This is a genomic window from Nonomuraea sp. NPDC049625, assembly GCF_040675285.1.
GTDB classification, from domain to species: domain Bacteria; phylum Actinomycetota; class Actinomycetes; order Streptosporangiales; family Streptosporangiaceae; genus Nonomuraea; species Nonomuraea angiospora_A.
In genome coordinates this window covers 571,834-597,455 of the sequence record NZ_JBFAOQ010000002.1, presented here as the reverse complement: position 1 = coordinate 597,455, position 25,622 = coordinate 571,834, and the positions used below count along the sequence as shown (strand labels likewise).

Below are 25,622 nucleotides of genomic sequence, written 5' to 3'. Positions count from 1 at the left end.
TTCGCGCAAATTCCCACGAAAGCATCGACTACTAGACAACCCGTCAGTAGGGTTGCCACTCATCTCATCCGTAGGCGGCGGAGGTGGTCATGGCGGTAACCCGAGGTCGCCGATGACCCTGTCCGGGTACATCGGACGCCGGGCCGGCTCGACGCTCGGCCAGATCGGTGAGCTGTTCGTCATCGTCCTGGAGGGGCTGCGCAGGACCTGGGACATCAGGCGCTGGTGGTGGGAGTTCGTCGAGCAGTGCTGGTTCCTGGCCCGGGTCACCAGCGTCCCGGTCCTGCTGGTCGCCCTGCCGCTGGGCGCCACCGTGGCGCTCCAGGTGGGCGAGCTGGCCAGGCAGCTCGGCGCCAGCTCCGCGACCGGCAGCGCGGTCTTCGTCGGGCTCATCCGCGAGGTGGCGCCGCTGGCCAGCGCGCTGCTGATCGCCGGGGCCGGCGGCAGCGCGATGACCTCCGACATCGGCGCGCGCCACATCCGCGACGAGCTGAGCGCGATGGAGGTCATGTCGGTCAACCCGATCCACCGCCTGGTCACGCCGCGCATGTGGGCGGCCAGCACGGTCGCGGTCTGCCTGTGCCCGCTGGTCATCCTGGCCGGCGCGAGCGGCGGCTACTTCTTCAACGTCGTCGTGCAGGGCGTCACCCCGGGCGCGTACTTCGACGGCGCGTTCTCCCTGGTCGTCGCCTCCGACCTGTACGTGACGCTGTTCAAGGCGTGGATCTTCGGGTTCATCGCGGCGGCGGTCGCCTGCTACAAGGGCATGACGTGCGCCTCCAGCCCCGTCGGCGTGGGGCGGGCGGTCAACCAGGCGACCGTGGTGACGTTCATGCTGGTGTTCGCGTTCAACTACGTGATCTCGGCCGTCTACTTCCTGGCCTACCCGCCGAGGTCGCTGTGATGATGGTGACGCGCACGGCCGGCCTGCGGCTCGCGCTGCGGGGGCGGGACGTCGCCGAGCGGTTCGCGACGCTGGCCGACTGGCCGCTGTTCGTGTGGAAGGTGCTGTTCTACTCCGTACGCGACGTCGTCCTGCGGCTCAAGTTCTTCAAGGTCGTCATCAGGCAGGTCAGCGACGTCGTGGTGGGCGTCGGGGCGACCGTCATCGGCGGCGGCATGATCTTCGTGGTGTTCACGATGGCGTTCGTCGTGGGCGCGACCGTGGGCCTGCAGGGCTACCAGGGGCTGCAGGCGATCGGCGCGGAGTCGTTCATGGGCCTGGTGGGCAGCTTCGCGAACGTCCGCGAGATCACCCCGATCATCGCCGCGACGGCGCTGGCGGCGCAGGTGGGCTCGTCGTTCACGGCGGAGCTGGGCGCGATGCGGATCTCGGAGGAGATCGACGCGCTGGAGGTCATGGGCATCAACGCCTTCACGTACCTGATCTGCACCAGGGTCGTGGCGGCGCTGCTGGCGCTGGTGCCGATCTACCTGATCGCGCTCTTCGCCAGCTTCTTCGCCACCCGGCTGATGTGCACGGTGCTGTTCGGCCTGGCGCCGGGGGTCTACGACTACTACTTCTATCTGTATCTGCCGGTCCGGGACATCGCGTTCAGCGTCACCAAGGTCGGCGTGTTCGCCTTCGCGGTCATCGTGATCCACTGCTACCACGGCTTCCACGCCACCGGCGGCCCGGTGGGCGTGGGCGTGGCGGCGGGCCGCGCCATCCGCCAGTCGATCGTCACGATCGTGCTGCTCAATCTGCTGCTGTCGTACCTGTTCTGGGGCAGCGGCGGCAACATACCGCTGACGGGGTGAGCCGGTGGGCCGATTCCAACTCTCCCTCGCCGCCCGGGTGGGCATCGCGTTCGCCGTGCTCGTCGTGCTCGCCGCGGCCACCCTGTACGTCGTCCGCACCGCCACCGAGCTGAGCGGGACCAGGATCGACGCCGTGTTCGCCAGGGCCGGGCAGGGCATGGACGCCGGCTCCCCCGTCAAGATCCGCGGCATCACGGTCGGCAAGGTGACGAGCGTGTCGCTGGACGCCAAGGGCCGGGCCGTGGTGACCATGCACCTCGACCCCGGCGTCAAGGTGCCGGGGTCCACGGTCGCCTCCGTCGAGCCGGCCTCGGTGTTCGGCCCCAAGTTCCTCGACCTCAAGCCCGGCTCCGGCGAGACCACCGGCCCCTACCTGGCCAGCGGAGCCGTCATCACCGACACCGAGGGCCCGCTCGACCTGTCCGACACGCTCGGCGCCGCCTACCGCGGCCTGGACGCCGTCGACCCGCGCGAGGTCACCGTCATCGTGCACACCCTGGCCCAGGGCCTGGACGGCGAGGGCGAGAACCTGCGCGAGCTGATCGGCGACGCCGGCACGCTCGTCGGCGTCGCGCACCGGCAGCGCGGCCGGGCCCGGCAGTTCCTGCACGACGCCGCCCTGCTGGGCACGGCCCTGCAGGACAAGGGCGACGACCTGGTCTCGATCTCCTCCGACGTCAACGTCATCACCCCCGACCTGCTCGCGCGGGCCGACAAGGTGCGCGCGCTGCTGGACGAGGTCACCTCGGTCTCCGGCCTGGCGGCGCACGGGCTGGCCAAGCACCGTCAGGACCTGCGGGCCGGCGTGCACTCCACCGAGCGGGTGGCCGCGCTCATCTACGCCCAGCTCGGCCTGGCCGGCGACGGCGTACGCGGCCTGAACAGGCTGGTCGACCTGCTCAACGAGCTGATCGAGGCGCCCGGGCCGGGCAACACCCGCCAGCTCCAGGTCGAGGCGTTCGTGGCGACCGACGTCTGCGAGCTGATCGTCGGCATTTGCGGCCCGACCGACGGGAGGCGCTGACATGCGCCGGGCCTGGACGTTCGCGCGGTTCGCGGTCTTCGTCGGCGTGTGCGTGGCGCTGATCGCGGTGATCGGCGTGCAGATCGCCCGGGTGAGCACGGACGCCGGATATCCGCTGGTCGCCGTGTTCGACGACGTGTCGGGGCTGAACGAGGGCGACCAGGTGAAGATCGCCGGAGCGCCCGTGGGCCAGGTGGACACGATCAAGGTGGTGGACGGGCGGGCCGAGGTGACCATGGAGGTGCAGCAGGGGATCACCGTGCCCGCCGACACCGAGGCCGCCATCCGCTGGCGCAACGCGGTCGGCCAGCGCGTGGTCTACCTGCTGCCCGGCACCGCGCCCGGAAAGCTGACGCCGGGGGCGCGCATCACCCGTACCTCCTCCGTCGTGGACATCGGCCAGCTGGTCAGCGACCTCGGCCCGCTCACCCGCAGCCTGGACCCCGACCAGATCAACCAGCTCCTCACCGCCGCCGCCAGGTCGCTCAAGGGCAACGAGCGGAACATCCCGAGGCTGCTCGACAACGTCAACGCCATCACCACCACGGTCACCGAGCGCAGGAAGACCATCGAGCAGTTACTGAAGGACTACGCCACCGTCACCGGCGTGGTCGCCCGGCGCGACAAGCAGATCGAGCAGCTCGTCGACAACCTCGTCACGCTGTCGGAGGCGTTCGCCGACAACCGCGAGCTGATCGACGAGTCGCTGGTGGAGCTGTCGACGACCGTGCACACCTCCAACGAGGTGCTCGGCAAGAACGCCGACGAGCTCGGCCGGCTGGTCGACAGCCTGTCCGGGCTGACCGGCGGCATCAGGCGGCACGTGAACCAGATCGACAGGACGGTCAGCACGTTCCAGCCGCTGTTCGCCCGCGCGTACCAGACCGTGGACCGCGGCCGTTACTTCATCACCGCGGTCCCGTGCGTGGCGCTGAGCGCCGCGCCCTGCCCGTACGGGATGCAGGCGCCGCCGCCGCTGCGCAACACCCGGGTCCAGAGCACGAAGGACCTGCAGAAGCTGCTGGTGGGCGAGTGATGGCGCTCAAGTCCTTCCGCGACCGCAACCGGATCGTCGTCGGCCTCGTGTCGCTGGCCACGCTCGCCGCGATCCTCGTCGGCACGTTCCTGGTCGGCAACCTGGGGCTGCTGGAGGGCGGCTACTCCATGTCGGGCGTGTTCGTGGACTCCGGCGGGCTGCGCACCGGAAACGACGTCAGGGTCGCCGGGGTGCGCGTCGGCAAGGTCACCGAGGTCCGCGCCGACTACGCGCAGGGCGACGTCGTGGTCACCTGGAAAGTGGACGACGGCGTACGGCTCGGCCGCGGCACCCGGGCCGACATCGCCCTGTCGAACCTGCTCGGCGGCCGGTACGTCAAGCTCACCGGCCCCGTCACGGCCCCGTTCATGGACCAGCTCCCCGAGGGTCAGCGGCGCATCCCCGTGACGCGGACCGGCGTGCCCACCCTGATCAACGACGCCATCAAGGACGCCACCCGGCTGGTCCAGCGCCTGGACACCGACGCCGTGGACGACCTGCTCACCGAGCTGGACAAGGTCGACCTCGGCAAGCGCGGCCGCATCACCCGGCTGCTGCGCAACATCGGCGACCTGTCGGACACGATCAGCAAGAGCGAGCCGCAGCTCCAGCGGCTCATGGACAACGGCACCCGGATCATGAACGTCCTGGAGAAGAAGGACAGGCAGCTCTCGCGGCTCATCGACGCCATCGGCGTCATGCTGGCCGAGCTGCGCCGGCGGCGCGAGGAGCTGCGCACGCTGCTCGGCGACGGCAGCGACCTGGTGCGCAGCACGACCAAGCTGATCAACGAGCACGAGAAGACCCTCGTCCAGGTGCTGGACGACAACGCGGCCATCACGACGCGGCTCAGCGGCAGCAACAAGCAGTTCAATTCGCTCCTGGCATGGGCGGGCCCGACGTTCTCCGGCCTGTCCACGATGGGCGGTCAAGGCCCGTGGCTCGAGGCCATAGCCACGGGCCTCGGCCCCATCAACCCGGAGGTGCTCGCCGCCATCTCCAAGGACAGGAAGAGCGCCAGATGAGACGACTCGTGGCGGTCCTGCTGGCCGTGGCCGGGGTGTTCCTGACGTCGGGGTGCACCGTGCTGGGGCCGGAGCCGTACCGGCTGGTGGCGATCTTCCGCAAGGCGCCCTCCCTGTACGAGCAGGCGCGGGTCAAGGTGATGGGGCTGGACGCCGGATACGTCGAGAAGATCCGGATCGATGGGGACAAGGTGAGAGTCGACCTGCTGGTGGACCGGCAGGTGCCGCTCCCGGCCAAGGTGAAGGCCGTGGTCGCGCCGCAGAACACGCTCGGCGAGCGGAACGTCGTCCTCTACCCCCCGTGGAAGCCCGGCGACCAGAAGGTCGCGCCGGGGACGGTCATCCCCCTGGAGCGCACCGACCTTCCGGTGGAGATCGACGACGCGCTCGACGCGTTCACCAAGCTCACCGACGCGCTCGACGACAAGAAGCTGGGCTCCGTGGCGAGCGACCTGGCCGAGGGGGTCAGGGGGCGCGGCAAGACCATCAACAACGCCATCGACGACACCTCCCGGCTCACCGGCACCCTGGCCAAGCAGGACCAGCAGCTCGTCGACCTGGCCAAGGGGCTGAACCGGCTGGCCACCGGCCTCAACCGGCGCGAGAGCCAGGTGACGGGCGCGATCGACGCGTTCGCCGAGGCCAGTTCGATCCTGGCGGAGGAGCGGCGGCGGCTGCGCGACTTCATCACCGGCATCTCGGACTTCGTGCGGCGCGGCGACGTGATCATCGAGCAGTACTCCGAGCGGCTCCCCCAGGCCGCCGGGACGCTGGCCGAGCTGGTGCTGACCATGCGGGCCAACAGCGCGTCCGTGGCGCAGGCGATCAAGGGCGCGGCCGACTTCGCCGACGTGGTGATCGACTCGTGGGACAGGAAGCAGCACGTGCTGAAGATCCGCGTCGTGCTCAACGCGATGACCAAGGCGTGGCTGACGCCGCTGTTCCAATCGCTGAACCTGGGTCGGGTGCCGTGCCTGCCCGCCGGGCTGAGCAACTGCCCCTACGAGCAGCAGGGGAGGCGGCGATGAGGGCCCGCCTGCTCGCCGCGATCCTCGCGCTCGCCGTGACGGCTTCGTGCTCGCTCCAGACGCTCGGCGCGACCACCGGCGACCTGACCCTGCACGCGGTCTTCGACGACGTGCAGAGCCTGGTGGCCGGGCACAGCGTGCAGATCTCCGACGTACGGGTGGGCACGGTCACCGACATCCGGCTGGAGGGCTACCGGGCCAAGGTGACGATGTCGATCGTGTCCAGGTACCGGGTGCCCGAGGGCAGCACGGCCACCGTGGCCAAGACGTCGGTGCTGGGCGAGAACTACGTCCTGCTCACGCCGCCCGCGGGCAAGGACCTGGCCACGGGGCCGTACCTGAGCAACGGCGCCACCATCGCCGACACGTCGGTCGAGCCGGACATCGAGCAGGTCACCGCGAAGGCCGGGCCGCTCATCGAGGCGCTCGGCGCGCAGGACGTGAACGCCATCCTCGACGCGGCCTCCACCGCCTTCGCCGGGAAGGGCGACGACGTCAACAAGCTGATCAAGCAGACGGCCGAGGTCACCGACGCCTACGCCGCGGCCCGCCAGGACCTGGGCACCAGCATCGACGCCCTGGCCAAGCTGGGCGACGACCTCGCCAAGGGCAGCGGCGAGCTGGACCGGCTGCCGGGCACGCTGGCCGCGGCCACCGCGCGGATCGCGCACGGGCGCAAGCACGTCAAGAAGACGATCATCGCACTCACCCGGCTGGCCAAGGAGGCCAACCTCACCGTCTACCCGCGCCACGCCGCCCGGCTGCGGACGCTGCTGCTGGAGCTGGAGGCCATCTCGTCGGCGATGCAGCGGGGCAAGGAGGACCTGAAGACGCTGGTGGCTCGGCTGCAGAAGTTCATCGACGCGCCGCCGATCACGGCCAACGGGCAGGTGCTGATCTACCTGTGGCTGAAGGGCGTCCTGCTGCCCAAGAAGTCGTCGCAGGGGCTGCTGCCGAACCGGATCGAGGACTTCCGCCTGCTCCTGGAGCCGCCGCGATGAAAAACCGGATCTATCTGAACCTGGGCTTCTTCGCCGTCCTGGGCGTGGTCATGACCGTCTGGGCGTTCAGCACGATCATCCGGCTCGACGCCATCGAGCGGCCCTACCGGGTCTCGGCCGAGTTCGTGTCGTCGCCGGGGCTCATCCGGGGGTTCGACGTGGCGTACCTGGGGGTGCGGGTCGGCAAGATCGGCGACGTGCGGCTGGCGCCGGGCAAGATCGTGGTCGGTCTCGACATCGACAGGGGGATCCGGCTGCCGCAGGGCGCCACGGCCGAGGTGCGGCGCAAGTCGGCCATCGGGGAGCCGTACGTGGAGCTCTCGCCGCCCGCCACCGGCGTGAAGGGCCCCACGCTCGCGGCCGGGGACACGATCCCGCTGGCCAAGACGTCGGTGCCGCTCGACTACAAGAAGCTGTTCGAGGGCGTCGGCAAGCTGCTGAACGCGGTGCCGCCCCGGGACGCGAAGACGATCACGCATGAGCTGGCCGTCGCGCTGGACGGGCGGGCCCCGGCGATCAGGAACATCATCGACGACGCCCACTCCCTGACCGGCACGCTGGCCGACAACGCCGCCGTCCTCGACGACCTGTCGGTGCAGCTCACCCGGCTCACCCACACGCTGGCCGGCAAGCGGGGCGAGCTGGCCTCCGGGATCACCGACCTGAGCACGGTGACGAGCACGCTGCGCGCCTCCCGCGCCGACCTGAACGCCTTCCTCGACCGGGGCCCGGGGGTGTTCGCCCGGCTGGACGCGGCCGTCAAGAAGTCCAGGCCGGGGTTCTCGTGCCTGCTGACGGCGCTGGGGCAGCCGCATCGACCGGCGTTCTCGGCGGAGACCGAGCGGAACGTGCACCACCTGCTCAGCATCGTCCCGACCGCGCTCAGCCTGGCGGACGACATCAGCGACCGGCACGGCGACACCGTCTACGGGAGGGCGGCGTTCATCTTCAGCGTGCCGGGCGGGCCGGCCCCGGCCGAGGAGTACGCCGGCGCGGTCGGGCCTCCGACGGTGCCCACCCTGCGCTCCTGCCCCTCCCCCGCCGCTTCTCCGGACTCCGGCGACTCCCGCGCAGATCGCCGTACAGATCCGCATCAGGACGCCGCCGGACCGGCGGACACCGCCTCACCCGCCTCACCCGCCTCGCCCGCCGAGTCCGCGCGTCCGGTGGCGAGGAACACCGAGAAACCGAAACAGCGCCCCGAGGCCACCCCGTCGCCCAGCGGCGCGGCGGCCGCCGGGCCCGCGTCCCGCACCCCACCCAACGCCACCCCGCTGATTGCCGGGATATTCCTCGCCGTGGTGGCCGGCGGTGGCATCGTGGGCTGGATCGCGACGGGCCGGGCCGCCCGCCGCCGTGAGGAGTCGAAATGACCACCAAGCAGGACCTCTCCGAGGACGCCCGCAGCGATGAGGCCCCCTCCGAGGAAGAGCAGCCTACGGTGGCGGAGGCGACGTCCACCGAAACCGAAGAGGCTCCGGACGAAGAGGCGGCGGGCGGCAAGGGAGGCGGGCGCGTCACGCGGGCCCGGGTGCTCGGGACGCTGGCGGCGATGCTGGTGGCCGCGCTGGCCGCCACCGCCGTGCTGCAGTGGATCTCCGCCTCGCAGGCCGAGGACGCGCGGGCCAGGCTCGAGTCCGAGCGCGCGCTGCGCCTGGAGGTGTCGGGGGCGGCGAGCGCGTTCAGCAAGGCGCTGCTCAGCTACGACTACCAGAACCTCCAGAACACCCGCTCCACCCTCGCCGCGCAGGCCACGGGCGACTTCCTGGCCACCTACGACGCGGCGTTCGGCGGGGCGATGGCGCAGGTCATCGTCAAGCTCAAGGCCACCTCGCAGGCCACGGTGCGCGAGGTCTACCTGGCCGACGTGGACGAGGCCACCGCACACGCCATCGTCGTGGTGGACCAGCAGGTGAACACCTCCGAAGCGATCCGCTCCGTCAAGGACTCGCACCTTAAGATCAGCCTTGTGAAGGAGAAGGGGACCTGGAAGATCCATGACGTGACCGTTCTCGGCGCGGCCTCGGAGGACCAGTACAACCTCACCGGCGACAAGAAGAAGGACTGACCATCGGTTCCTTAGCGATGGGTGGCCGCCCCGACGAGGTGCGCGCCCCGGAAGACTGGCTCACCGAGGTGGAGACCGAGCGGGCCGGGCGGTTCAGGTTCGAGGCGGACCGGGCCAGCTTCGTCGCTGCCCACCTGCTCGTACGCCTGTGCGCCGCCGCCGTGCTCGACGTCGAGCCGCAGGGGCTGACCCTGCTGCAGCGCTGCGACCTGCACGGCCTCGGGCACGGGAAGCCGTACATCGAGGAGGCGCCCGAGCTGGGTGTCAGCTTCAGCCACACGCGCGGCTACGTGTGCGCGGCGGCCGGTCCCGGCAAGGTCGGCGTGGACGCGGAGCACGTGCCGCCGGGGCCGCTGGACCCGCTGCTCGCCGACCGGGTGCTCACCCCGCGCGAGCGGGCGATGGTCACCGGCAACGACGAGCTGATCCGGCACTGGACGCGCAAGGAGGCGCTGATCAAGCGCGGCGAGCTGACGCTCGACAGGCTCCGCGCGGGCGGCGACGACCTCGAGGGCCGCCACCTGCTCGAGTGGAGCGTGGGGCCGGACATCAGAGTGGCCATTGTCACGGACACCCCCGCGAGGAGGGTGCCCCTCCCCGGATAGACTTGTACACATGTTCTACCGGAAATCCCTGGAGGAGCGGATCGCCGACCGCATGGCCCAGCGGCGGCCCCTCGAAGAGGGGAAGACGTTCGAGCACGGGCCGGCCAAGTTCGTGTTCATCTCCTTCATCGTCATCGTCGTGCTGATGCACGTGATCGGCGTCGCGATCGCCATGCACTACTTCAGCTGACCCGACCCCTGCCCCCGTCAGCGGCGGCGGGTCGGAGTGGGGTCGAGAAAGACCTGGCTGATCCCCGAGAAGCGCTCCCGCAGCCGCCGTTCCACCTCGTCGCAGGCGATCTCCACACCCGCCGCGCTCGCCACGTCCACAAAGTCGATCTTGGCGGCCACCAGGATGGAGCCGGGCCCGATCATCATGGTGAGCAGCTCGACCACCTCCTCCACCTCCGGCTGGGCCGTCAACTCGGCCCGGATGCCCTCCTCCACGTGCGCGGGCGCGGCCTGGCCGATGAGCAGCGAGATGTTCGACCGGATCAGGATGAGCGCCACCACCAGCAGGAGCAGGCCGATCCCGACCGACGCCAGGCCGTCCCACAGCGCCGAGCCCGTCAGCTGCGAACCGGCCAGCCCGGCGGCCGCGATGACCAGGCCCACGAGGGCGGCCGCGTCCTCGAACAGCACGGCCTTCAACGGGGTGTCGGAGGTGATCCGCACCAGCCGGACCGGGTCGAGCTCGTGCCTGGCGGCCTGCCTGCGCAGCTGGGTGAGGGCCTTGGTGAGCGAGACGGCCTCGACGGCGAACGCGACGGCCAGCACGATGTACGACGGGGTGAGGTTCGTCAGCTCCTCGCCCTTCTCGATCACGTGCAGTCCGTGCGTGATCGAGAACCCGGCCCCGCCCACCAGCGTCGCGACCGCCGCCATCATGGCCCAGAAGAACCCGCTCTTGCCGTGGCCGAACGGATGCCGCCGGTCCGGCGGCCGGCCCGCGCGGCGCACCGCCACCAGCAACAACAGCTCGGTCACGGTGTCGGCGGCCGAGTGGGCCGCCTCCGACAACATCGCCGCCGAGCCGCTGAGGAGACCCGCGAAGAGTTTGGCCACGGCGATCGTCAGATTGGCCGCTCCCGCCACCAGGACGGTGCTCAGGCTCTCTCCCGAATCCCGCTGCTCCATAGCGCTTCACTCTACGTGCGCTAGATTGGAGATCATGAGCGCGCCTCGTTGGCTTTCACCCGCCGAACAGCGTGCCTGGCGCACGCATCTGGCGCTGCACAAGCTCCTCATGCACCGGCTCGACCGGGAGCTGCAGGAGCATCAGCTCTCGTTGAACGACTACGAGATCCTGGTCAACCTCTCGGAGAACGAGGGGCGGCGCATGCGGATGAGCGACCTGGCCGACGCGACGATCCAGTCACGCAGCCGGCTGTCGCACCAGATCTCCCGCATGGAGGCCAAGGGCCTGGTGACCAGGGAAGACTGCCGCGACGACCGGCGGGGCACGTTCGCGGTGCTGACCGATGAGGGCTGGGAGACGATCCAGCGGGTGGCGCCGGACCACGTGGCGAGCGTGCGCGAGCACTTCGTCGACCGGCTCACCGACGAGCAGCTCGAAGCGATCGACGCGGCCTACGGGCCGATCGTCGAGCGCCTGAAGAAATTGCGCTGAAAAAACTGCGCTGAAAAAACTGCGCTGAAAAAACTGCGCTGACGAAGTTGCGCTGACACCCAACCGATATCCGCGACGCCGCACGGCGTTCCCAGGCGGTGGATACGATCCGCACATGCTCAGAAAGCTTCTGATCGTCGCCGTTCTCGCGCTGGTGTCGGCGTGCTCGTCGGGCGGCGGCGGCGAGCTGCCCGCCGGTCCCGACCTGATGAAGAAGGCCTCCGAGGCCATGAAGGGCGTCAAGTCGGCCAGCTTCTCGATCGCGACCGAGGGCAAGCCCAAGGTGCCGGTCAAGAAGGCGGACGGCAGGCTCACCGCCGCCGGTGACGCCGACGGCACGATCACGATCGACATCCTGGGCAGCCTGCAGGAGGTCAGCTTCGCCCTGGTCGGGGACACCGTGCACTTCAAGGGGCCGACGGGCGGCTTCCAGAAGATGACGCGGCAGCAGCTCGCGCAGTTCTACGACCCCTCGGTGATCCTCGAGCCGACCAAGGGCATCGCGCAGCTGCTCGCCTCCGCGACCGAGCCCCAGGTGGAGGCGCTGGAGGGCGACGCGTACCGGGTGGCCACCGCGTTCCCCGGGCAGGCCATCGGCCAGATCATCCCCGGCGTCACGCAGGGTGTGAACGGCAAGGTCTGGCTCGACAAGGCCACCAGCCGCCTGACCAAGGCCAGCCTGCCGCTGCAGGGCGGCACGGTGACGGTGTCGTTCAGCGACTACGACGCGCCGGTCACGATCACGCCGCCCGCCGCCGGATGAGACGCGCCCGCCGGGTCGTCCTCGGCGCCGGGGGCGCGGTGGTGCTGCTGGCCGCGCTCGACGCGTACGTGGTGGTCACGGTCCTCATCGACATCGCCGAGGACGTGGGCATCCCGCTGAACCACCTGGAGCGGGCCACCCCCATCGTGACGGGGTTCCTGCTCGGGTACGTCGCCGCGATGCCGCTGCTCGGCCAGCTCTCCGACCGCTACGGGCGGCGGCCGCTGATCCACGCCTGCCTGGCGGCGTTCGCGCTCGGCTCGGTGCTGACGGCGCTGGCCGCCGGCGAGGTGATGGTGGTGGCCGGGCGCACCGTGCAGGGGGTGGCGGGCGGGGCCCTGCTGCCGATCACGATGGCGCTCATCGGCGACCTGTGGGACGAGCGCGAGCGGCCGGTGGCGCTGGGGGCCGTGGGGGCGGCGCAGGAGCTCGGGAGCGCCCTCGGGCCCCTGTACGGCGGGGTGCTGGCGCTGATCCCGAGCACCGTGGTGGCGGGGGTGGAGCTGGGCGGCTGGCACGCCATCTTCTGGATCAACCTCCCGCTCGCTGCCCTGGCCGCCGTCGCGGTCCACTTCACCGTCCCCTCCGGCACCCCTGACGCCGCACCCTCCACGACCTCCACCGGCGGCACGGCCGACCAGGTCGAGCCCGGCGGAGCCGCAGGCGAGACGGCCACCGGCGCCGACGCGGCGGCGCATCGTGCGGGCGACTCCGGCGCCGGGCGGGTGCAGGTCGCCGGTGCCGACACGGCGGCGCATAGCGTGGGCGGCTCCGGCGCGGTCACGGGGACGGCCGCCGCTGCCGGGCGGGTGGAGGTCGCCGGTGGGAGGCGGCGTGTGGACGTCGTCGGCGGGGCGTTGCTGGCGCTGGCGCTCGCGCTGCTGGTCGTGGGCCTGTACAACCCCGACCCCGCCAAGACCGTGCTCCCCCCGTGGGGCCTGCCCGTGATCGCCGCCGGAGCGCTGGCGGCCGGGATCTTCGTGTGGTGGGAGATCCGCTCCCCCGTACGCCTGCTCGACCTCTCCGCCACCCGCAAGGGCCCCCTGCTCGCCACCCTGGCCGTGAGCTTCCTGGCCGGGGCGGCGCTCCTGGTGACCATGGTGTTCGTCCAGTTCACCGCCCAGACCCTGCTCGGCGAGGACGCGCTGGGAGCGTCGCTGGTCCTGGCCAGGTTCCTGGCCGCGCTCACCGTGGGCGCCCTGCTGGGCGGCCTCCTGGCCCGCAGGCTGGGCGACGGCGTCGTCGCGGTGGCGGGCATGGTGCTGGCGGCGGCCGGCTACTGGCTGATGAGCCGGTGGCCGCTCGAGCTGGAGAGCGCCGGGTTCCTCGTGGACGTCGACCTGGTGGTCGCCGGCCTGGGACTGGGCCTGGTCATCGCCCCGGTCTCGTCGGCGGTGCTGCGCGTGACCTCGGCGACCCAGCACGGCGTGGCGTCGGCGGCGGTCGTGGTGGCCAGGATGATGGGCATGCTGATCGGCATCGCGGCGGTGTCGGCGTGGGGCTTCTACCGGTTCCAGTCGCTGACCGCGCATCTGGACACGCCGCTGCCGTTCGGCGTGGACACGGTGACGTACCAGCGGCAGCTGGCCGAGTACACCGCGAAGGTGCAGGCGGCGCTGCACACGGAGTACACGGAGATGTTCCTGGTCACGGCGTTCATCTGCCTGCTGGGCGCGGCCGTCGCGCTGCTGATGCCCCGTACCCGGCGGGACGCGCCCTCCGCGCCCGCCTGAGAGGCGGGCGCGGAGAGCCGTCGGTCACGGGGACAGGCGGTGCAGGTCGCGGGGGAAGGCGGTGGTCTGGCGGATGTTGGCGGCCCCGGTCAGCCGCGCCGTCCACCGTTCCAGCCCGAGCGCGAACCCGCCGTGCGGCGGCATCCCGTACCGGAACGCCTGCAAGTACCCCTCGTACGCCTCCAGGCCCTCGCCCCGGGCGGCCAGCGCGGCCACGTAGTCCGGGTACCGGTGCAGCCGCTGCCCGCCGGTGACCAGCTCCAGACCCCTGAACAGCAGGTCGAACCCGTTGGAGTAGCCGGGCCGCGCGGGGTCCGGGTGGGTGTAGAAGGGCCGCTTGGACATCGGGTAGCCGATGACGAACAGGAACTCCGACCCGTGCTCCTTCGCCGCCCACTCGCACAGCCACCGCTCCTGCGCGGGCGACAGGTCCGGCTCGGCCGAGCCGGTCAGCTCCTGCGCCTCGGTGAAGTGGATGGCCGGGATCTCGGCGGGCACCTCGGGCAGGACTGCCCCGGCGCGTTCGACGGCGGACGGGGCGCGGCGCCGTACCGACTCCAGCATGCCCGCCACCACCTCCCGCAGCACCGCCATCACGTCGCGGTGGTCCCGGACGAAGCCCAGCTCGGCGTCGAGGCTGGTGTACTGGGCCAGATGGCGTACGGTGTCGTGCGGCTCGGCGCGGAAGACGGGACCGACCTCGAAGACCCGCTCGAACACCCCCACCATCGCCTGCTTGTAGAACTGCGGCGACTGAGCCAGGTAGGCGCGGCTGCCGAAGTAGTCGATGCCGAAGACGTTCGCGCCCGACTCGGTGGCCGAGGCGACGATCTTCGGCGTGTGGATCTCGGTGAACCCGAGCCCGTCGAGCGTCTCGCGGAAGCCCGCCACGCTCGCGGCCGAGATCTCCAGCGGCGCGCTGAGCAGCGGATGCCGCAGCGCGACCGGCGCGTGGTCGAGGATCGTCGGCAGCCCGGCCGACACGACGGGCCGGTAGAGGTCGAACGGCGGCGCCGCGCACGGCTCCGTCACCACCTCGATCTCCGGCTCGACCAGCTCGACGCCTCCCGGCGCCTGCGGGCTGGCGGTCACGGTGCCGGTGACCTCGACGACGCTCTCCTCTCCGGGCAGGTCGCTCGCGGCGACCACCTGGGCCAGGCCGGTACGGTCCCTGACGACGAGGAAGGACACGGATTTCAGCTGCCGGCGGCGATGGACCCAGCCGGCGATCGTCACTCGTTGGCCGGCGTGCTCAGCGAGCTCCGCCGACATGACACGAGAGATCATTACAGCTCCTCACGAGGAATTGCATGACCCCTTGGGAGTGCGGGGGAGAAGGGAGCTCCCGGTGCCACCGCACTTTCGCCGCCTCGTTGAAGGCGGCCTCGACGACCCGATGACGGGGGTCAGGCCGGCGGGGCATTTCCTCCCCGCACTCGGGAGTGTCTTCACCAGCGGAGCACGGGACCGCCTTCGCAGCTACCGGCGGCTCTCTCGACCCCTGCGGACCTCTGGCTACTCGTCTCCGTCGACGCGTTGCCGTAGATCTTACGGCCGGGCCCGGGGGAACGGCAAAGCCATTCCCCCGGGCGCCGCGCGTTACTTGTCCTTCTTGGCCCGCTTCTCCCGGATCTTCATCGTGACCTCGATCGGCGAGCCGGCGAACCCGAACTCCTCCCGGATGCGCCGCTCGATGAAGCGCCGGTAGGTGTCCTCCAGCCATCCCGACGTGAACAGCACGAACTTCGGCGGCTCCACGGAGGCCTGCGTGGCGAAGAGGATCTTGGGCTGCTTGCCGCCCCGCACCGGCGGCGGCGTCTGCTGCACCAGCTCCGTCAGGAACGCGTTGAGGCGGGCGGTGGGCACCCGGGTGGACCAGGAGTCGAGCGCCTTCTCCAGGGCGGGCACCAGCCGGTCGATGTGCCGGCCCGTCAGGGCGGAGATGTTGACCCGCAGCGCCCACGGGGTGCGGACGAGCTGCCGGTCGATCTCCTTCTCCAGGTAGTAGCGGCGGTCCTCGTCGACCAGGTCCCACTTGTTGAAGGCGACGACCATCGCCCGGCCCGACTCGATGACCAGGCCGATGATGCGCAGGTCCTGCTCGGTGAGGATCTGGCTGGCGTCGATGAGCACGACGGCCACCTCGGTGCGCTCCAGCGCGGCGCGGGTGCGCATGGCCGCGTAGAAGTCGGCCCCCTGCAGCTCGCGGTCGCGCCTCCGGATGCCGGCCGTGTCGACGAACCGCCAGGTGCGCCCGCCCAGCTCGATCAGCTCGTCGACCGGGTCGCGGGTGGTGCCGGCCATGGGGTCGACCAGCACGCGCTCCTCGCCCGCGAGCTTGTTGAGCAGCGAGGACTTGCCGACGTTGGGCTTGCCGAGCAGCGCGACGCGGGCGGGGCCGCGCTCGGTCTCGAAGCCGAGCGCGGGCGTCTCGGGCAGCGCGTCGAGCACCACGTCGAGCAGGTCGCCGCTGGAGCGCCCGTGCAGGGCCGAGACGGGGTACGGCTCGCCGAGGCCGAGCGACCACAGCGCGGCGGCCTCCAGCTCGAGCTGCTGGTTGTCGACCTTGTTGGCGGCCAGGACGACCGGCTTGCCGGACTGCCGCAGGACCGAGCCCACGATCTCGTCGGCGTCGGTCGCGCCCACGGTGGCGTCGACGACGAACACGATCACGTCGGCCAGCTCGACGGCGACCTGGGCCTGCTCGGCGATGCGCAGGTTCATCCCGGTGGCGTCGGGGTCCCAGCCGCCGGTGTCGACCACCGTGAAGCGGCGGCCACGCCAGTTGGCGTCGTACGTGACCCGGTCGCGCGTGACGCCCGGCACGTCCTCCACGACCGCCTCGCGGCGGCCGATGATGCGGTTGACCAGCGTGGACTTGCCTACATTAGGCCGCCCCACGATGGCGACGACCGGCAACGGCGTAGTGTCGCCGTGCTCGGTGATCTCAAGGTCGTCGAGGCCGGCCTCGACCCAATCCCCCGTTGGCACGAAATTTCATCCTTTGTGAGTACCGCACCCTCAGGTGCGCTCTTTGACCAGTCTCAACACCTCAGCGATGACCTCCTCGAGGTTCAGCGCGGTGGTGTCGAGCTCGACGGCGCCATCCGCCATCGAGAGTGGGTCCGTCTTGCGGGTCGAGTCGAGGGTGTCACGCTTGGCCATGGCCTCCTGCTGCGCCGCCACCGTCGAGCCGGCCAGCTCGGCGTTGCGCCGCCGGGCACGGGCCTCCGGGCTGGCCGTCAGGTAGACCTTGACGGCAGCCTCGGGCCAGACGGCCGTGCCGATGTCGCGGCCCTCGACCACGATGTCACCGGCCCCGATGAGCTCGCGCTGGAGCGCGACCAGGCGGGCCCGGACCTCGGGGACGGCTGCCACGGCGGAGACCGCGCCGGTGACCTCGGACTCCCTGATCGGACCCGCCACGTCGACGCCGTCGACGTGGATCGTGGGACCGTCGGGGTCGGTGCCGGACTCGATGCGCGGCTCGTCGCAGCGGGCGGCCACGGCGGCGGGGTCGGTCAGGTCGACGGACTGCCGGAGCATCCACCAGGTCATCGCCCGGTACATCGCCCCGGTGTCGAGGTAGCGCAGGCCCAGCGCCCGGGCGACCCCGCGCGACGCGCTCGACTTACCCGACCCCGAAGGACCGTCCATGGCGACGACCAGACCGGTCACGGCCTCTCCCTCTTCACGAGCTTCTCAAGAACCCCAACCTGAAGAGGCTACCGTGTCCGGCTCAGTCGGCGATCCAGCTTCCGTGGAAGCCGAGCGGGACGCGGGCCGGCAGGTGGACGGTGGCGACGGGCTCGCCGGTGAAGTCCTGCGCGGACAGGATCATCAGGTCGGCCGCTCCCCTGGTCTCGTTGTTGACGAGGGCGAGCACGTACCCGTCGTCCTCGGCCGCGCCGGAGGCCACGAACGCGGGCTCGCCGACGTACGCGCCCCGCCCGAACTGCCGCCACTCCTGCGTCCCGCGCACCAGGTCGTGCTTGATGAGCGTGTTGTCGAAGGCCTGGTCGGGCAGGTCCTCCAGCTCGCTGTCGGCCCGGTAGAGCACGTCGTGAAGGTCGCGGGCGGCCGAGGTGTAGCCGTAGCGGTACGGGCGGCCGGTGCGGCGCTCGTCCATGCGCGGGAACTCCTGCGGCCGGTCGTCCAGCCGCGTCCGCCGGACCTTGCCGGCGGCCGGGTCGATCGTCCACCGGTCGAGCGTCGGCAGTCCGCCCAGGTCGAGCCGGGCGTCCACGAACCGCTTGGGGTAGCGGACCACGTCCACGACCACCTCGTCGCCGTCGTCGTAGGCGTTGAGCGTGTGGAACACCCAGCACGGGTCCACCTCCACCCACCGCACGTCGCCGCTCTCGCGCGACATGAGCCCGATCCGGGCGCCGTGGGCGTCGTTCCACGCGTACGGCAGCGGAACGCCCTTCTCCGCATGGGCCTGGCTGAACGTGACCGGCAGGTCGTAGATCACCACGTACCGCTCGGTGAGCGCGAAGTCGTGCAGCATCGGCGCGTCGGCGATCGGGATGTCCCTGATCCGCGTCACCGACCCCTTGGGGTCGATCACGATGTGCTGGTGGTGGTCCCAGCCGAAGAAGTAGGCCAGCGCGTGCAGCTCGCCGCTGACCGGGTCGAGGTGGGTGTGCGCGGCGAACCCGCCGGGCAGGCCGCCGTCGAAGTCGCACGTGCCGACGGTGCCGAGCTCGTAGTCCAGCTCGTACGGCAGGGGCCCCGCCTCGACGGTCGCGAACGTGCGCCCGGCCAGCCCGATGACGTGCGTGTTGGCGGCGAAGTCCCAGTTCTTGTGCAGCGGGCCCGGCCGTGGCGGCTCGCCGAGCCGTTCGGCGACGCGGGCGCTGCGTACCCAGCGGTTGCGGTACCACTCGGCGCGGCCGTCGCGCAGCCGCACGCCGTGCACCATGCCCTCGCCGAGGAACAGGTGGCTGGCCGTGGGGTCGTCGAGGCTGAGCGGGTTGGGGCCGTTGCGCAGGTAGCGGCCGTTCAGCTCGGCCGGGATCCGGCCGGTGACCTCCAGGTCGAAGGCCGTGATCTCATCGGTCACGGGCGCGAACCCGCCGGTGAAGGGCGTCATGTCACGTTCCTCTCGTGGGTCAGGCGCCTTGGGCCAGGAAAGGCGCGAGGACCGAGGCGCAGAGCAGCTGGTAGCGCTGTGCCACCTCGTCGGGCTCGAAATAGCCAGAAATTTCCAGACTTACGGCGCCGTGCATGGCCATCCACAGGACATCGGCGATCTCCCGGGCCGCTCCCCCGCGCAGCACCCCCGCCTCCAGGCACTCCTCCACGCGCCGCAGCAGCAGGTCGAACGTCCGCCTGGCGGCCTGCACCGACTCCTGGTCCGGCTTGAACCCCGGCATCGCTCCCTGGAACATGACCCGGTAGTAGTCGGGCTCGGCCAGCGCGTAGGCGCGGTAGGCCACCATGCCCTTGCGCAGCCCGGTCAGGGGATCGTCCGGGCCCATCCCTTCGAGCAGCCACCGCTCGAACCGCGCGAACCCCTCCAGCCACACCGCCTGGCTGAGCCCGTCCTTGCCGCCGAACAGCGTGTAGATCACCTTGGTCGAGCAGCCGACCTCGCCGGAGATCCGCCGCACGGTCAGCGCCGCCGGCCCCTCGGTGGCGAGCAGGTGCGTGGCGACGTCGAGGATCGCGGCCCGGACGACGCTCTGCCCCTCCTGCTGGGCCTGCTGGTACGCAGTGCTCACGGTAACGCCGTTTCCTCTCGGTAACGCTGTTACCGCCCTTGATACTCCTTTCCGGGGAGCACGTCAAACGAGAGGAGTAAGAGAGCGCCGCACGGTAAGTGGCCCTCTGTGAACGATCCGCGCGTCACCGTGGTCGTGGCCTGTAAGGACAGGCTGCGGGCGCTGGCCCGCACGCTTCCCCTGCACCCGCCCCCGGTGATCCTCGTCGACAACGGCTCGACCGACGGGACGGCGGGATTCGTGCGGCGCCACTTCCCGGAGGTTCACGTGGTGGAGGCGGGCAGGGACCTGGGCGCGACGGCCCGCAACCTCGGCGTCCGCCTGGCCGAGACCCCGTACGTGGCCTTCGCCGACGACGACTCCTGGTGGGCGCCGGGGGCGCTGGAGCGGGCCGCGGACGTGCTGGACACATATCCGAGGCTGGCCGTCCTGGGGGCACGCGTGCTGGTGGGGCCGGAGGAGCGCCCGGACGCGGCGTCGGAGGCGATGCGCGACTCACCGCTCGGCGTGGAGCCGGACCTGCCGGGGCCGAGCGTGCTGGGGTTCCTGGCGTTCGGGGCGGTGGTGCGCAAGGAGGCGTTCCTGGAGGCGGGCGGGTTCGACGACGTGACCTTCTCCATCGGCGAGGAGGAGCGGCTGGCCGTGGACCTGGCCGCGAAGGGGTGGGGGCTGGCGTACGTGGACGAGGTCGTGGCCCACCACCACCCGCCCCGGCCCGGGGGCCCGCGCGACAGGCAGGTGCTGGCCACGTGCGACGCCGTGCTGACCGCGGTGCTGCGTCGCCCGTGGCGGGTGGTGGCGCGGCGGTCGCTCGACGCGCTCCGCGCCGGCCCGGCGGGCTGGGAAGGGCTGCGTACGGCCGCGCCGAGGCTGTCGCGGGCACTGGCCGAGCGGCGGGAACTGCCGGCCGAGGTGGAACGGGCACGGCAGCGGCTGGAACGGCACGATTGCTGACCGAATGTTACATATCGTGACAGTCGGGCAGCACAGAGTTATGACAACGATACCGAACCCGATCGACCTGCTCAAGAACCTGAGCGGCGTGGAATTTCCGGCCAACAAGCAGGACCTGATCAGGGCCGCTCGCGAGCGCAAGGCGAGCAAGGAGATCATCAAGGCCCTGGAGACCCTGCCCGACCACGAGATGTTCGACGACCCGAGTGACGTGACCGAGGCCCTGACGACCAGGCGCTGATCACGGAAGAACGCGACGGGCGGGGCCCTGGGCCCCGCCCGTCGTGCTGTTCACCCGAGCCCTCCGGTCAGCGCGAACGCCCACACGGGAACCAGACCCCGCTTCAGGAGCCTGAACGTGGGGATCGGGCTGCTGCTGACGGTCTCCTTGTACGTGATCGCCGCCCGGCCCTTCAGGTACCACCTGCGCGGGCTGTCGTCCCGCCGGGTGAACTGGATGACCGCGTCCTTCCGCCCCAGGGAGAGGGGCTGATGCACGTACCCGAACCGGAACGCCTTCGGGGTCCTGCCGCGCAGGGTCGCGGCGAGCGAGTCGGCGGCGTGCAGGCCGGTGGGGATGCCGCCCTGGCAGGTGCCGTGCAGCACGCCGTACGGCTGGCTGACCGCGGCGGCGTCGCCGACGGCGTACACGTCGGGGTGGGACACCGAGCGCAGCGCGGAGTCCACCACGATCCGGCCGCGGGCGTCGACGGTCAGCCCGGACTCGGCGGCCAGTGGCAGCCCCCTGGTGCCGGTGGTCCACAGTGTCGCGTCGGAGTGGACGAGCTCGCCCCCGGCCAGCTCGACGCCCTCCGGCAGCACCTTGGTGATGTCCGTGCCGGTGCGCACCTCGACGCCCAGCCGCTCCAGCACGGCGTCCAGGTGGGCGCGGGCCCGCTCGCCCATCATGGAGCCGGGCCGCCCCCTGGTCAGCAGGACCACGTGCAGGTGCGGGTGCGCCTCGGCGATCTCCGCGGCCGACTCGACGCCGGTCAGCCCGCCGCCGGCCACGACGACCGTGCCCGAGGTGAGGGCGGTGAGGCGTTCGGCGAGCCGTACGGTGCCCGCGTAGTCGTCGTAGACGAAGGCGTGCTCGGCGACGCCGGGCACCGAGGCGTCGGTGACGGTGCCGAGCGCGTAGATCAGCTTGTCGTAGCCGAGCACGCGCCCGTCCGCCAGCCGGGCCTGCCGCCGCTCGACGTCCAGCCCGGCCACCCGGCCCTGGACGAACTCGATGCCGGTGCCCGCGACCACGTCCTCCAGCGGGAAGTCCGTCAGCCGCTGCCCGGCCGCCGTCTGGTGCAGCCTGAGCCGCTCGGTGAACCTCGGCGAGGCGTTCACCAGCCGCACCCGGCCGCCCGTGCGGCGGGTCCTGACGGCGGTCCTGATGGCCGCGACGACTCCGGTGTAGCCGGCTCCGAGTACCAGAATGTCGGTCATTGTCCTTACCTCCTCGATCCGGCCTGAAGACGGATCGAGGAGGCTCGGATGTGACATCGGGACCGGGGCTAGCCGGCGGCGGGCACGGCGGGCTTGTCGTCGGTCCAGCCGACCTTGTACGTCTCGACCCCGCTCTTGCCGGCCAGCTGCTTGCCGCCGTCCTGGAGGTCGGTGTAGTGGGCCAGCAGCGTCATCGTCTTGGTGTCCACGATGAACTGCTCCTTGAGCACCGAGCTCTTCCGCTCGTAGACCGGCAGGGCGACCTTCTGACCGGGCCGGTTCAGCGGGTCCTTCACCTGGCCGAGGTCACTGACGCCCTTGGTGGTCTGCAACGCCCGGTAGGCGGCGGACCTGACCTTGAAGGGCACCGGGTTCTCGTACAGCAGCCGCGTCATGGACTCGGCCACGTACCGGTCCAGGTTGACCAGCCAGTCCTCCTTCTTGGCCTTCGGATCGGTCAGCTTGGCCTCCTCCGCGGCCTCGTCGATCCAGGCGCGCAGGTCCGCCACGACGCGCGCCCTGAGGGCTTCGGGCTCCGCCGGCAGGGCCTGGAGCTGGGCGTAGGTCACCCACTTCTCCCCCAGCCGGAACTTCCCGGCCGGCCGCCCCTTCACCGGGACCACCCAGCCCTTGCCGGGCTCGGTGGACAGCGAGATCTTCATGCCTTCCGTCCGGTACGTCCACGAGGTCGGCGACCCGTCTGCCTTCCAGGCCGCCTCGTCCTTCGCGGTCTTGGGCCGGGCACCCAGCTCGCGGTAGGCGGACCACGCCTTGCCCTCAGGTGTTTGCCAATCGACGCTGGCCGACCGCTCGGTCAGCGTGTATCCGCTGCCCACGGGGCGCGGATGGTCCGCGGTCCGCACCACCTCGACCCGCCAGTAGGCGCCCTCGGCCGGGGCCGCCTGCGCGGGCACGGCGACGACGCCGGCGGTGATGAGGACGGCCGCTGCGGCTACCGGATATCTCACTTCGTCTCCTCCAACGGGTTGTCATTCGTCCAGCGGCTGTCCTGGATCGCGGTGTACTCCAGGAGCAGCCCGTCCTTCACCGACCGGGTCTCGGTGGACAGCGGCATCCCGCTGACCGGGTCGATCACCAGCCGGGTGCGGGTCTCTCCCGCGTACGGCGTCGTGGGGTATTCGGCGGAGCGGTATTCGACCGCCTGCCCCGCGCGGCCCAGCACGTCGGTCACCGGGCCGACGGCGCCGACCCCGGGCAGCGAGGCCAGCAGCCGGTAGGCGGCGGCCCTGGTCCGGCTGGTCACCGGCGCGAAGAGGAGCAGGCGGGCGGTGTTGTCGACGGTCGCCTGGTCGTCGGGGGCGCCGAGGAGCGCGCGCAGGCCCTCGGGGGTGTCGGGGACCTCGTTCATCTTGGTCAGCGGCTTGTCCGCGAGCACGATGCGGAAGTCCCAGTCCTCGGTGGAGAAGGTCTTCGGCTTGCCCGGGGCCGCCCGTACGATGCCGTTCGGGGCGTCCTCGGTGGGCAGTCCGGGCGTCTTCTCCCCATACGTCCACGACTTCGGCGACCCGCCGGCGCGCCAGGCCGCCTCGTCCTGCGGCGTGGCGGGCTCGGCGCCCAGGTACTTCCAACGGTACCAGGTGCGGCCCTCCGGGTCCGCGGGGATCCACGTCTCCTGCGACTCGCTCTGCCGCAGCACGTAGCCCTGGCCGGGCTCGCGGAACTCCCTGCCGTTGACCAGCGTGCTCCCCCACCAGATGCCGGCGTCCGGCACGGAGGTCACCGAAGCCGCGGCGGCCAGCAGGAACTGTTTGCCGCCCGGCGCGGCGAGCACGCCGTGCCTTGCCGGGGGCCCGGTGGGCGTCACCGTGGGCGTCACACTGGGGGCCGTGGCGGGGACGACGACCAGGGCCGCCGCGGCCGCCGCGCCCGCCAGGCCGAGCCCCAGCCCGGTCCACCTGGCGGCCCTGCGGCCTTTCCGTACCCGCTCCCCCGCGATCGCGGCGGCCAGTCTGTCGCGTCCTGCCCGTTCCACGTCGGGCGTCAGCGGCGGCGCGGGCAGCAGCTCCCGCACCGCCCGGTAGTCATCCATCGGTGCCTCCGTTCAGGGGGTTGACGCTGCCCAGGGCGGCACGGAGCTTCTTGCGCACACGGGACAGGCGGGATCCGACGGTGCCGTACGGGATGTCGAGGGCCTGGGCCACCTCTTCATGGCTCAGCTCGCCCAGCGCGCTCAGGAGCAGCACGTCCCTGTCGCCGTCGGACAGGGCCCGCAGCTCCGCCGCGAGCCGTCCCTGCGTGCTCACGGCGTCCACGCGGGTCACCACGCGCTCCTCGTGGCCGTCCTCCGGGGAGCGGTGCACGCCGGCGCTGCGCTGCAGCGCCGCCAGCCGCCGGGTCTCGGTACGGCGGTGCAGGCTGATCAGGTTGGTGGCGAACCCGTAGAGCCAGGCGCGGACCTCGCCGCGCCCGGAATCGAACGTCTCGCGCTTCCTGAAGGCCGCGAGGAACACCTCGGCGGTCAGATCGTCGGCGGCCTGCCGGTCCAGGCGCCTGCCGAGGTAGGCATGGATCTCCGCCACGTACCGGTCGTAGATCTCACCGAACCGCTCGGGTTTTCGGCGCGACAGCTCCAGCAGGGCCGCGTCGCTCAGCGCCTCCGCCGGGTCCGATGGCCCGGCGCGAGCCGTCACTTTGGCAGTCACACCCTTTACTCAACCGATAGGGCGTTCTGCTTTCACACGGGAGGACCCAGGGCTCAGGGAACTTCCCAGCCGCGCTCGCGCAGGGCCTCGACCAGCATGGACACGGCGTCGGGCTCGACCGACAGCTCGGCGATGCCCAGGGGCAGCCCGGGGGCGTGCTCCAGGCGCACGTCCTCGACGTTGACCCCGACCTCGTCGCACACCTGGAAGAGGCGGGCGAGCTGGCCGAGGCGGTCGCCGATGACGACCTGGACGACGGCGTAGGAGGAGGCCGGGCCGCCGTGCTTGCCGGGGATGCGGTCGTGGCCGACGACGCCGCGCTTGAGCAGCTGGGTGATGTCGTTGGTGGCGGTGCCGTCGCCCTCGGCCAGGGCGCGCAGGGCGCTGGCGGCGTCGGCCAGGTCGGCGGCGACGGCTTCGAGCACCTCGGCGACCGGGGAGGCGTTGCCGGACAGGATGCCGAGCCAGAGGCTCGGGTCGCTGCCCGCGATCCTGGTGACGTCACGCACGCCCTGGCCGGCCAGGCCGAGCGCGACGTCGGTGGCGTCGGCCAGGCGGGCCGCCACGGCGGAGGCGGCGACGTGGGGCGCGTGGGAGACGACGGCGACCGCGCGGTCGTGCTCGGACGCGCTCACCTCGACCGCGTTGGCCCCGCACAGCTCGATCAGCCGCAGCACGGTCGCCTTGGCCTCGGGGTCGGCCTCGTCGGTGGGGCACAGCGCCCACGGCCGGCCCAGGAACAGATCGGCCCTGGCCGCCCCCGGGCCGGACTTCTCGCGGCCCGCGAGCGGGTGGGAGGCGACGTAGGAGGTCAGGTCGCAGCCGAGCTGCGTGGCCCGGTGCAGGGGCTCGGCCTTCACGCTGGCGACGTCGGTGTAGAACCTGGCGGCGTTGATCCGCTGCAGCTCCAGCAGCTCGGTCGCCACGTGGGCCGGGGGGACCGCGATGATCGCCAGGTCCACCTCGCCGGTGTGCTGCTCGTCCGGGTCCCAGTCTTCGCCCGCGCCCAGCTCCCGTGCCAGCCGTACGGCGGCTTGATCGCGGTCGGCGAGCAGCACGCGTACGCCGCGCTTGCGCAGCGCCAGGGCAGCGGAAGTGCCGATGAGGCCGGTGCCGACGACGAGCGCGGTGCGAAGTTCCATCTCGGTGTCCTGATTTATCGGGC

27 protein-coding genes are annotated in these 25,622 nt (G+C 71.4%); 16 read left to right on the top strand and 11 right to left on the bottom strand.

Annotation, left to right across the window (positions count from 1 at the left end):
* Positions 1 to 112: 112 nt before the first annotated feature.
* The 11 genes from AB0J87_RS10140 to AB0J87_RS10090 are packed head-to-tail and all read left to right on the top strand — an operon-like array spanning position 113 to position 9,738.
* Positions 113 to 904 carry an ABC transporter permease gene (locus AB0J87_RS10140; RefSeq protein ID WP_350726465.1) on the top strand — a complete coding sequence of 264 codons (792 nt, stop codon included), beginning with the start codon at positions 113 to 115 and terminating at the stop codon, positions 902 to 904.
* Positions 904 to 1,761 carry an ABC transporter permease gene (locus AB0J87_RS10135; RefSeq protein ID WP_313045386.1) on the top strand — a complete coding sequence of 286 codons (858 nt, stop codon included), beginning with the start codon at positions 904 to 906 and terminating at the stop codon, positions 1,759 to 1,761. The genes AB0J87_RS10140 and AB0J87_RS10135 overlap by 1 nt, the downstream gene beginning before the upstream one ends.
* Positions 1,762 to 1,765: 4 nt before the next feature.
* Positions 1,766 to 2,785: an MlaD family protein gene (locus tag AB0J87_RS10130; RefSeq protein ID WP_363963938.1), complete on the top strand. Its 1,020-nt coding sequence runs from the start codon at positions 1,766 to 1,768 to the stop codon at positions 2,783 to 2,785.
* A 1-nt stretch (position 2,786) separates the two neighbouring features.
* Positions 2,787 to 3,821 (top strand): MlaD family protein, encoded by a 1,035-nt coding sequence (locus AB0J87_RS10125; RefSeq protein ID WP_363963936.1) that lies wholly within the window; start codon positions 2,787 to 2,789, stop codon positions 3,819 to 3,821.
* The gene (locus tag AB0J87_RS10120; RefSeq protein ID WP_363963934.1) at positions 3,821 to 4,846 is read left to right on the top strand and encodes an MlaD family protein; all 1,026 of its coding nucleotides are present in this window, start codon (positions 3,821 to 3,823) and stop codon (positions 4,844 to 4,846) included. Before AB0J87_RS10125 ends, AB0J87_RS10120 begins: the two co-directional genes overlap by 1 nt.
* On the top strand, positions 4,843 to 5,874 hold the full coding sequence (locus tag AB0J87_RS10115) for an MCE family protein (RefSeq protein ID WP_363963932.1): 1,032 nt from the start codon (positions 4,843 to 4,845) through the stop codon (positions 5,872 to 5,874). The genes AB0J87_RS10120 and AB0J87_RS10115 overlap by 4 nt, the downstream gene beginning before the upstream one ends.
* A complete protein-coding gene (locus tag AB0J87_RS10110; protein WP_363963930.1) occupies positions 5,871 to 6,875 on the top strand; it encodes an MCE family protein in 1,005 nt (334 codons plus the stop codon). Before AB0J87_RS10115 ends, AB0J87_RS10110 begins: the two co-directional genes overlap by 4 nt.
* On the top strand, positions 6,872 to 8,248 hold the full coding sequence (locus AB0J87_RS10105; protein WP_363963928.1) for an MCE family protein: 1,377 nt from the start codon (positions 6,872 to 6,874) through the stop codon (positions 8,246 to 8,248). Before AB0J87_RS10110 ends, AB0J87_RS10105 begins: the two co-directional genes overlap by 4 nt.
* Positions 8,245 to 8,943 carry a hypothetical protein gene (locus AB0J87_RS10100; protein ID WP_363963926.1) on the top strand — a complete coding sequence of 233 codons (699 nt, stop codon included), beginning with the start codon at positions 8,245 to 8,247 and terminating at the stop codon, positions 8,941 to 8,943. The genes AB0J87_RS10105 and AB0J87_RS10100 overlap by 4 nt, the downstream gene beginning before the upstream one ends.
* Positions 8,944 to 8,960: 17 nt before the next feature.
* Positions 8,961 to 9,548, top strand: coding sequence for a 4'-phosphopantetheinyl transferase superfamily protein (locus tag AB0J87_RS10095; protein WP_363963924.1), 588 nt, complete (start codon positions 8,961 to 8,963; stop codon positions 9,546 to 9,548).
* 10 nt (positions 9,549 to 9,558) lie between these two features.
* Entirely contained in the window at positions 9,559 to 9,738 is a 180-nt protein-coding gene (locus tag AB0J87_RS10090; protein WP_350726448.1) for a hypothetical protein, read from the top strand.
* A gap of 17 nt (positions 9,739 to 9,755) precedes the next feature.
* On the opposite strand, the gene AB0J87_RS10085 is transcribed toward AB0J87_RS10090, so the two are convergent.
* Positions 9,756 to 10,685: a cation diffusion facilitator family transporter gene (locus AB0J87_RS10085; RefSeq protein WP_363963922.1), complete on the bottom strand. Its 930-nt coding sequence runs from the start codon at positions 10,683 to 10,685 to the stop codon at positions 9,756 to 9,758.
* A 34-nt stretch (positions 10,686 to 10,719) separates the two neighbouring features.
* Between AB0J87_RS10085 and AB0J87_RS10080 the strand changes: the two genes are divergently transcribed.
* The 3 genes from AB0J87_RS10080 (at position 10,720) to AB0J87_RS10070 (ending at position 13,674) form a co-directional block, all read left to right on the top strand.
* Positions 10,720 to 11,178 carry a MarR family transcriptional regulator gene (locus AB0J87_RS10080; protein ID WP_363963920.1) on the top strand — a complete coding sequence of 153 codons (459 nt, stop codon included), beginning with the start codon at positions 10,720 to 10,722 and terminating at the stop codon, positions 11,176 to 11,178.
* Positions 11,179 to 11,293: 115 nt separating this feature from the next.
* Positions 11,294 to 11,941 carry an LppX_LprAFG lipoprotein gene (locus tag AB0J87_RS10075; protein WP_363963918.1) on the top strand — a complete coding sequence of 216 codons (648 nt, stop codon included), beginning with the start codon at positions 11,294 to 11,296 and terminating at the stop codon, positions 11,939 to 11,941.
* Entirely contained in the window at positions 11,938 to 13,674 is a 1,737-nt protein-coding gene (locus AB0J87_RS10070) for an MFS transporter (protein ID WP_363963917.1), read from the top strand. The genes AB0J87_RS10075 and AB0J87_RS10070 overlap by 4 nt, the downstream gene beginning before the upstream one ends.
* Positions 13,675 to 13,698: 24 nt before the next feature.
* On the opposite strand, the gene aspS is transcribed toward AB0J87_RS10070, so the two are convergent.
* From aspS to AB0J87_RS10045, 5 genes are all read right to left on the bottom strand, one after another.
* Positions 13,699 to 14,961, bottom strand: a complete 1,263-nt coding sequence (gene aspS, locus AB0J87_RS10065) for an aspartate--tRNA(Asn) ligase (protein WP_363963915.1) — start codon at positions 14,959 to 14,961, stop codon at positions 13,699 to 13,701.
* A gap of 312 nt (positions 14,962 to 15,273) precedes the next feature.
* Positions 15,274 to 16,620 (bottom strand): ribosome biogenesis GTPase Der, encoded by a 1,347-nt coding sequence (gene der / locus AB0J87_RS10060; protein WP_318787655.1) that lies wholly within the window; start codon positions 16,618 to 16,620, stop codon positions 15,274 to 15,276.
* A gap of 75 nt (positions 16,621 to 16,695) precedes the next feature.
* Positions 16,696 to 17,352: a (d)CMP kinase gene (gene cmk, locus AB0J87_RS10055; protein WP_363963913.1), complete on the bottom strand. Its 657-nt coding sequence runs from the start codon at positions 17,350 to 17,352 to the stop codon at positions 16,696 to 16,698.
* A gap of 61 nt (positions 17,353 to 17,413) precedes the next feature.
* Positions 17,414 to 18,769, bottom strand: coding sequence for a carotenoid oxygenase family protein (locus tag AB0J87_RS10050; RefSeq protein WP_363963911.1), 1,356 nt, complete (start codon positions 18,767 to 18,769; stop codon positions 17,414 to 17,416).
* Positions 18,770 to 18,788: 19 nt separating this feature from the next.
* The gene (locus AB0J87_RS10045) at positions 18,789 to 19,400 is read right to left on the bottom strand and encodes a TetR/AcrR family transcriptional regulator (RefSeq protein ID WP_363963909.1); all 612 of its coding nucleotides are present in this window, start codon (positions 19,398 to 19,400) and stop codon (positions 18,789 to 18,791) included.
* A 108-nt stretch (positions 19,401 to 19,508) separates the two neighbouring features.
* Here AB0J87_RS10045 and AB0J87_RS10040 point away from each other — a divergent pair, with 108 nt between their 5' ends.
* Together AB0J87_RS10040 and AB0J87_RS10035 are read left to right on the top strand one after the other, a co-directional pair.
* Positions 19,509 to 20,354 (top strand): glycosyltransferase, encoded by an 846-nt coding sequence (locus AB0J87_RS10040; protein ID WP_363963907.1) that lies wholly within the window; start codon positions 19,509 to 19,511, stop codon positions 20,352 to 20,354.
* Positions 20,355 to 20,394: 40 nt separating this feature from the next.
* A complete protein-coding gene (locus AB0J87_RS10035) occupies positions 20,395 to 20,595 on the top strand; it encodes a DUF2795 domain-containing protein (RefSeq protein ID WP_350726430.1) in 201 nt (66 codons plus the stop codon).
* Positions 20,596 to 20,645: 50 nt separating this feature from the next.
* On the opposite strand, the gene AB0J87_RS10030 is transcribed toward AB0J87_RS10035, so the two are convergent.
* The 5 genes from AB0J87_RS10030 to AB0J87_RS10010 all read right to left on the bottom strand — a co-directional run bounded on the left by AB0J87_RS10030 (position 20,646) and on the right by AB0J87_RS10010 (position 25,599).
* The gene (locus AB0J87_RS10030; RefSeq protein WP_363963905.1) at positions 20,646 to 21,794 is read right to left on the bottom strand and encodes an FAD-dependent oxidoreductase; all 1,149 of its coding nucleotides are present in this window, start codon (positions 21,792 to 21,794) and stop codon (positions 20,646 to 20,648) included.
* A gap of 68 nt (positions 21,795 to 21,862) precedes the next feature.
* A complete protein-coding gene (locus AB0J87_RS10025) occupies positions 21,863 to 22,762 on the bottom strand; it encodes a hypothetical protein (RefSeq protein ID WP_363963903.1) in 900 nt (299 codons plus the stop codon).
* Entirely contained in the window at positions 22,759 to 23,844 is a 1,086-nt protein-coding gene (locus AB0J87_RS10020) for a CU044_5270 family protein (RefSeq protein ID WP_363963901.1), read from the bottom strand. Before AB0J87_RS10020 ends, AB0J87_RS10025 begins: the two co-directional genes overlap by 4 nt.
* Complete coding sequence (locus AB0J87_RS10015; RefSeq protein WP_363963899.1) at positions 23,837 to 24,457, bottom strand: RNA polymerase sigma factor; 621 nt, start codon at positions 24,455 to 24,457, stop codon at positions 23,837 to 23,839. The genes AB0J87_RS10020 and AB0J87_RS10015 overlap by 8 nt, the downstream gene beginning before the upstream one ends.
* A 53-nt stretch (positions 24,458 to 24,510) precedes the next feature.
* The gene (locus tag AB0J87_RS10010; protein WP_363963897.1) at positions 24,511 to 25,599 is read right to left on the bottom strand and encodes a prephenate dehydrogenase; all 1,089 of its coding nucleotides are present in this window, start codon (positions 25,597 to 25,599) and stop codon (positions 24,511 to 24,513) included.
* Between the last annotated feature and the right edge of the window lie 23 nt (positions 25,600 to 25,622).

Bases quoted from the DNA above. Each gene is read 5' to 3' on its own strand.
- AB0J87_RS10140 (WP_350726465.1), top strand. From the start codon at position 113: ATGACCCTGTCCGGGTACATCGGACGCCGGGCCGGCTCGACGCTCGGC.
- AB0J87_RS10135 (WP_313045386.1), top strand. From the start codon at position 904: ATGATGGTGACGCGCACGGCCGGCCTGCGGCTCGCGCTGCGGGGGCGG.
- AB0J87_RS10125 (WP_363963936.1), top strand. From the start codon at position 2,787: ATGCGCCGGGCCTGGACGTTCGCGCGGTTCGCGGTCTTCGTCGGCGTG.
- AB0J87_RS10120 (WP_363963934.1), top strand. From the start codon at position 3,821: ATGGCGCTCAAGTCCTTCCGCGACCGCAACCGGATCGTCGTCGGCCTC.
- AB0J87_RS10115 (WP_363963932.1), top strand. From the start codon at position 4,843: ATGAGACGACTCGTGGCGGTCCTGCTGGCCGTGGCCGGGGTGTTCCTG.
- AB0J87_RS10110 (WP_363963930.1), top strand. From the start codon at position 5,871: ATGAGGGCCCGCCTGCTCGCCGCGATCCTCGCGCTCGCCGTGACGGCT.
- AB0J87_RS10105 (WP_363963928.1), top strand. From the start codon at position 6,872: ATGAAAAACCGGATCTATCTGAACCTGGGCTTCTTCGCCGTCCTGGGC.
- AB0J87_RS10100 (WP_363963926.1), top strand. From the start codon at position 8,245: ATGACCACCAAGCAGGACCTCTCCGAGGACGCCCGCAGCGATGAGGCC.
- AB0J87_RS10095 (WP_363963924.1), top strand. From the start codon at position 8,961: ATGGGTGGCCGCCCCGACGAGGTGCGCGCCCCGGAAGACTGGCTCACC.
- AB0J87_RS10090 (WP_350726448.1), top strand. From the start codon at position 9,559: ATGTTCTACCGGAAATCCCTGGAGGAGCGGATCGCCGACCGCATGGCC.
- AB0J87_RS10085 (WP_363963922.1), bottom strand. From the start codon at position 10,685: ATGGAGCAGCGGGATTCGGGAGAGAGCCTGAGCACCGTCCTGGTGGCG.
- AB0J87_RS10080 (WP_363963920.1), top strand. From the start codon at position 10,720: ATGAGCGCGCCTCGTTGGCTTTCACCCGCCGAACAGCGTGCCTGGCGC.
- AB0J87_RS10075 (WP_363963918.1), top strand. From the start codon at position 11,294: ATGCTCAGAAAGCTTCTGATCGTCGCCGTTCTCGCGCTGGTGTCGGCG.
- AB0J87_RS10070 (WP_363963917.1), top strand. From the start codon at position 11,938: ATGAGACGCGCCCGCCGGGTCGTCCTCGGCGCCGGGGGCGCGGTGGTG.
- aspS (WP_363963915.1), bottom strand. From the start codon at position 14,961: ATGATCTCTCGTGTCATGTCGGCGGAGCTCGCTGAGCACGCCGGCCAA.
- AB0J87_RS10050 (WP_363963911.1), bottom strand. From the start codon at position 18,769: ATGACGCCCTTCACCGGCGGGTTCGCGCCCGTGACCGATGAGATCACG.
- AB0J87_RS10035 (WP_350726430.1), top strand. From the start codon at position 20,395: ATGACAACGATACCGAACCCGATCGACCTGCTCAAGAACCTGAGCGGC.
- AB0J87_RS10030 (WP_363963905.1), bottom strand. From the start codon at position 21,794: ATGACCGACATTCTGGTACTCGGAGCCGGCTACACCGGAGTCGTCGCG.
- AB0J87_RS10020 (WP_363963901.1), bottom strand. From the start codon at position 23,844: ATGGATGACTACCGGGCGGTGCGGGAGCTGCTGCCCGCGCCGCCGCTG.
- AB0J87_RS10010 (WP_363963897.1), bottom strand. From the start codon at position 25,599: ATGGAACTTCGCACCGCGCTCGTCGTCGGCACCGGCCTCATCGGCACT.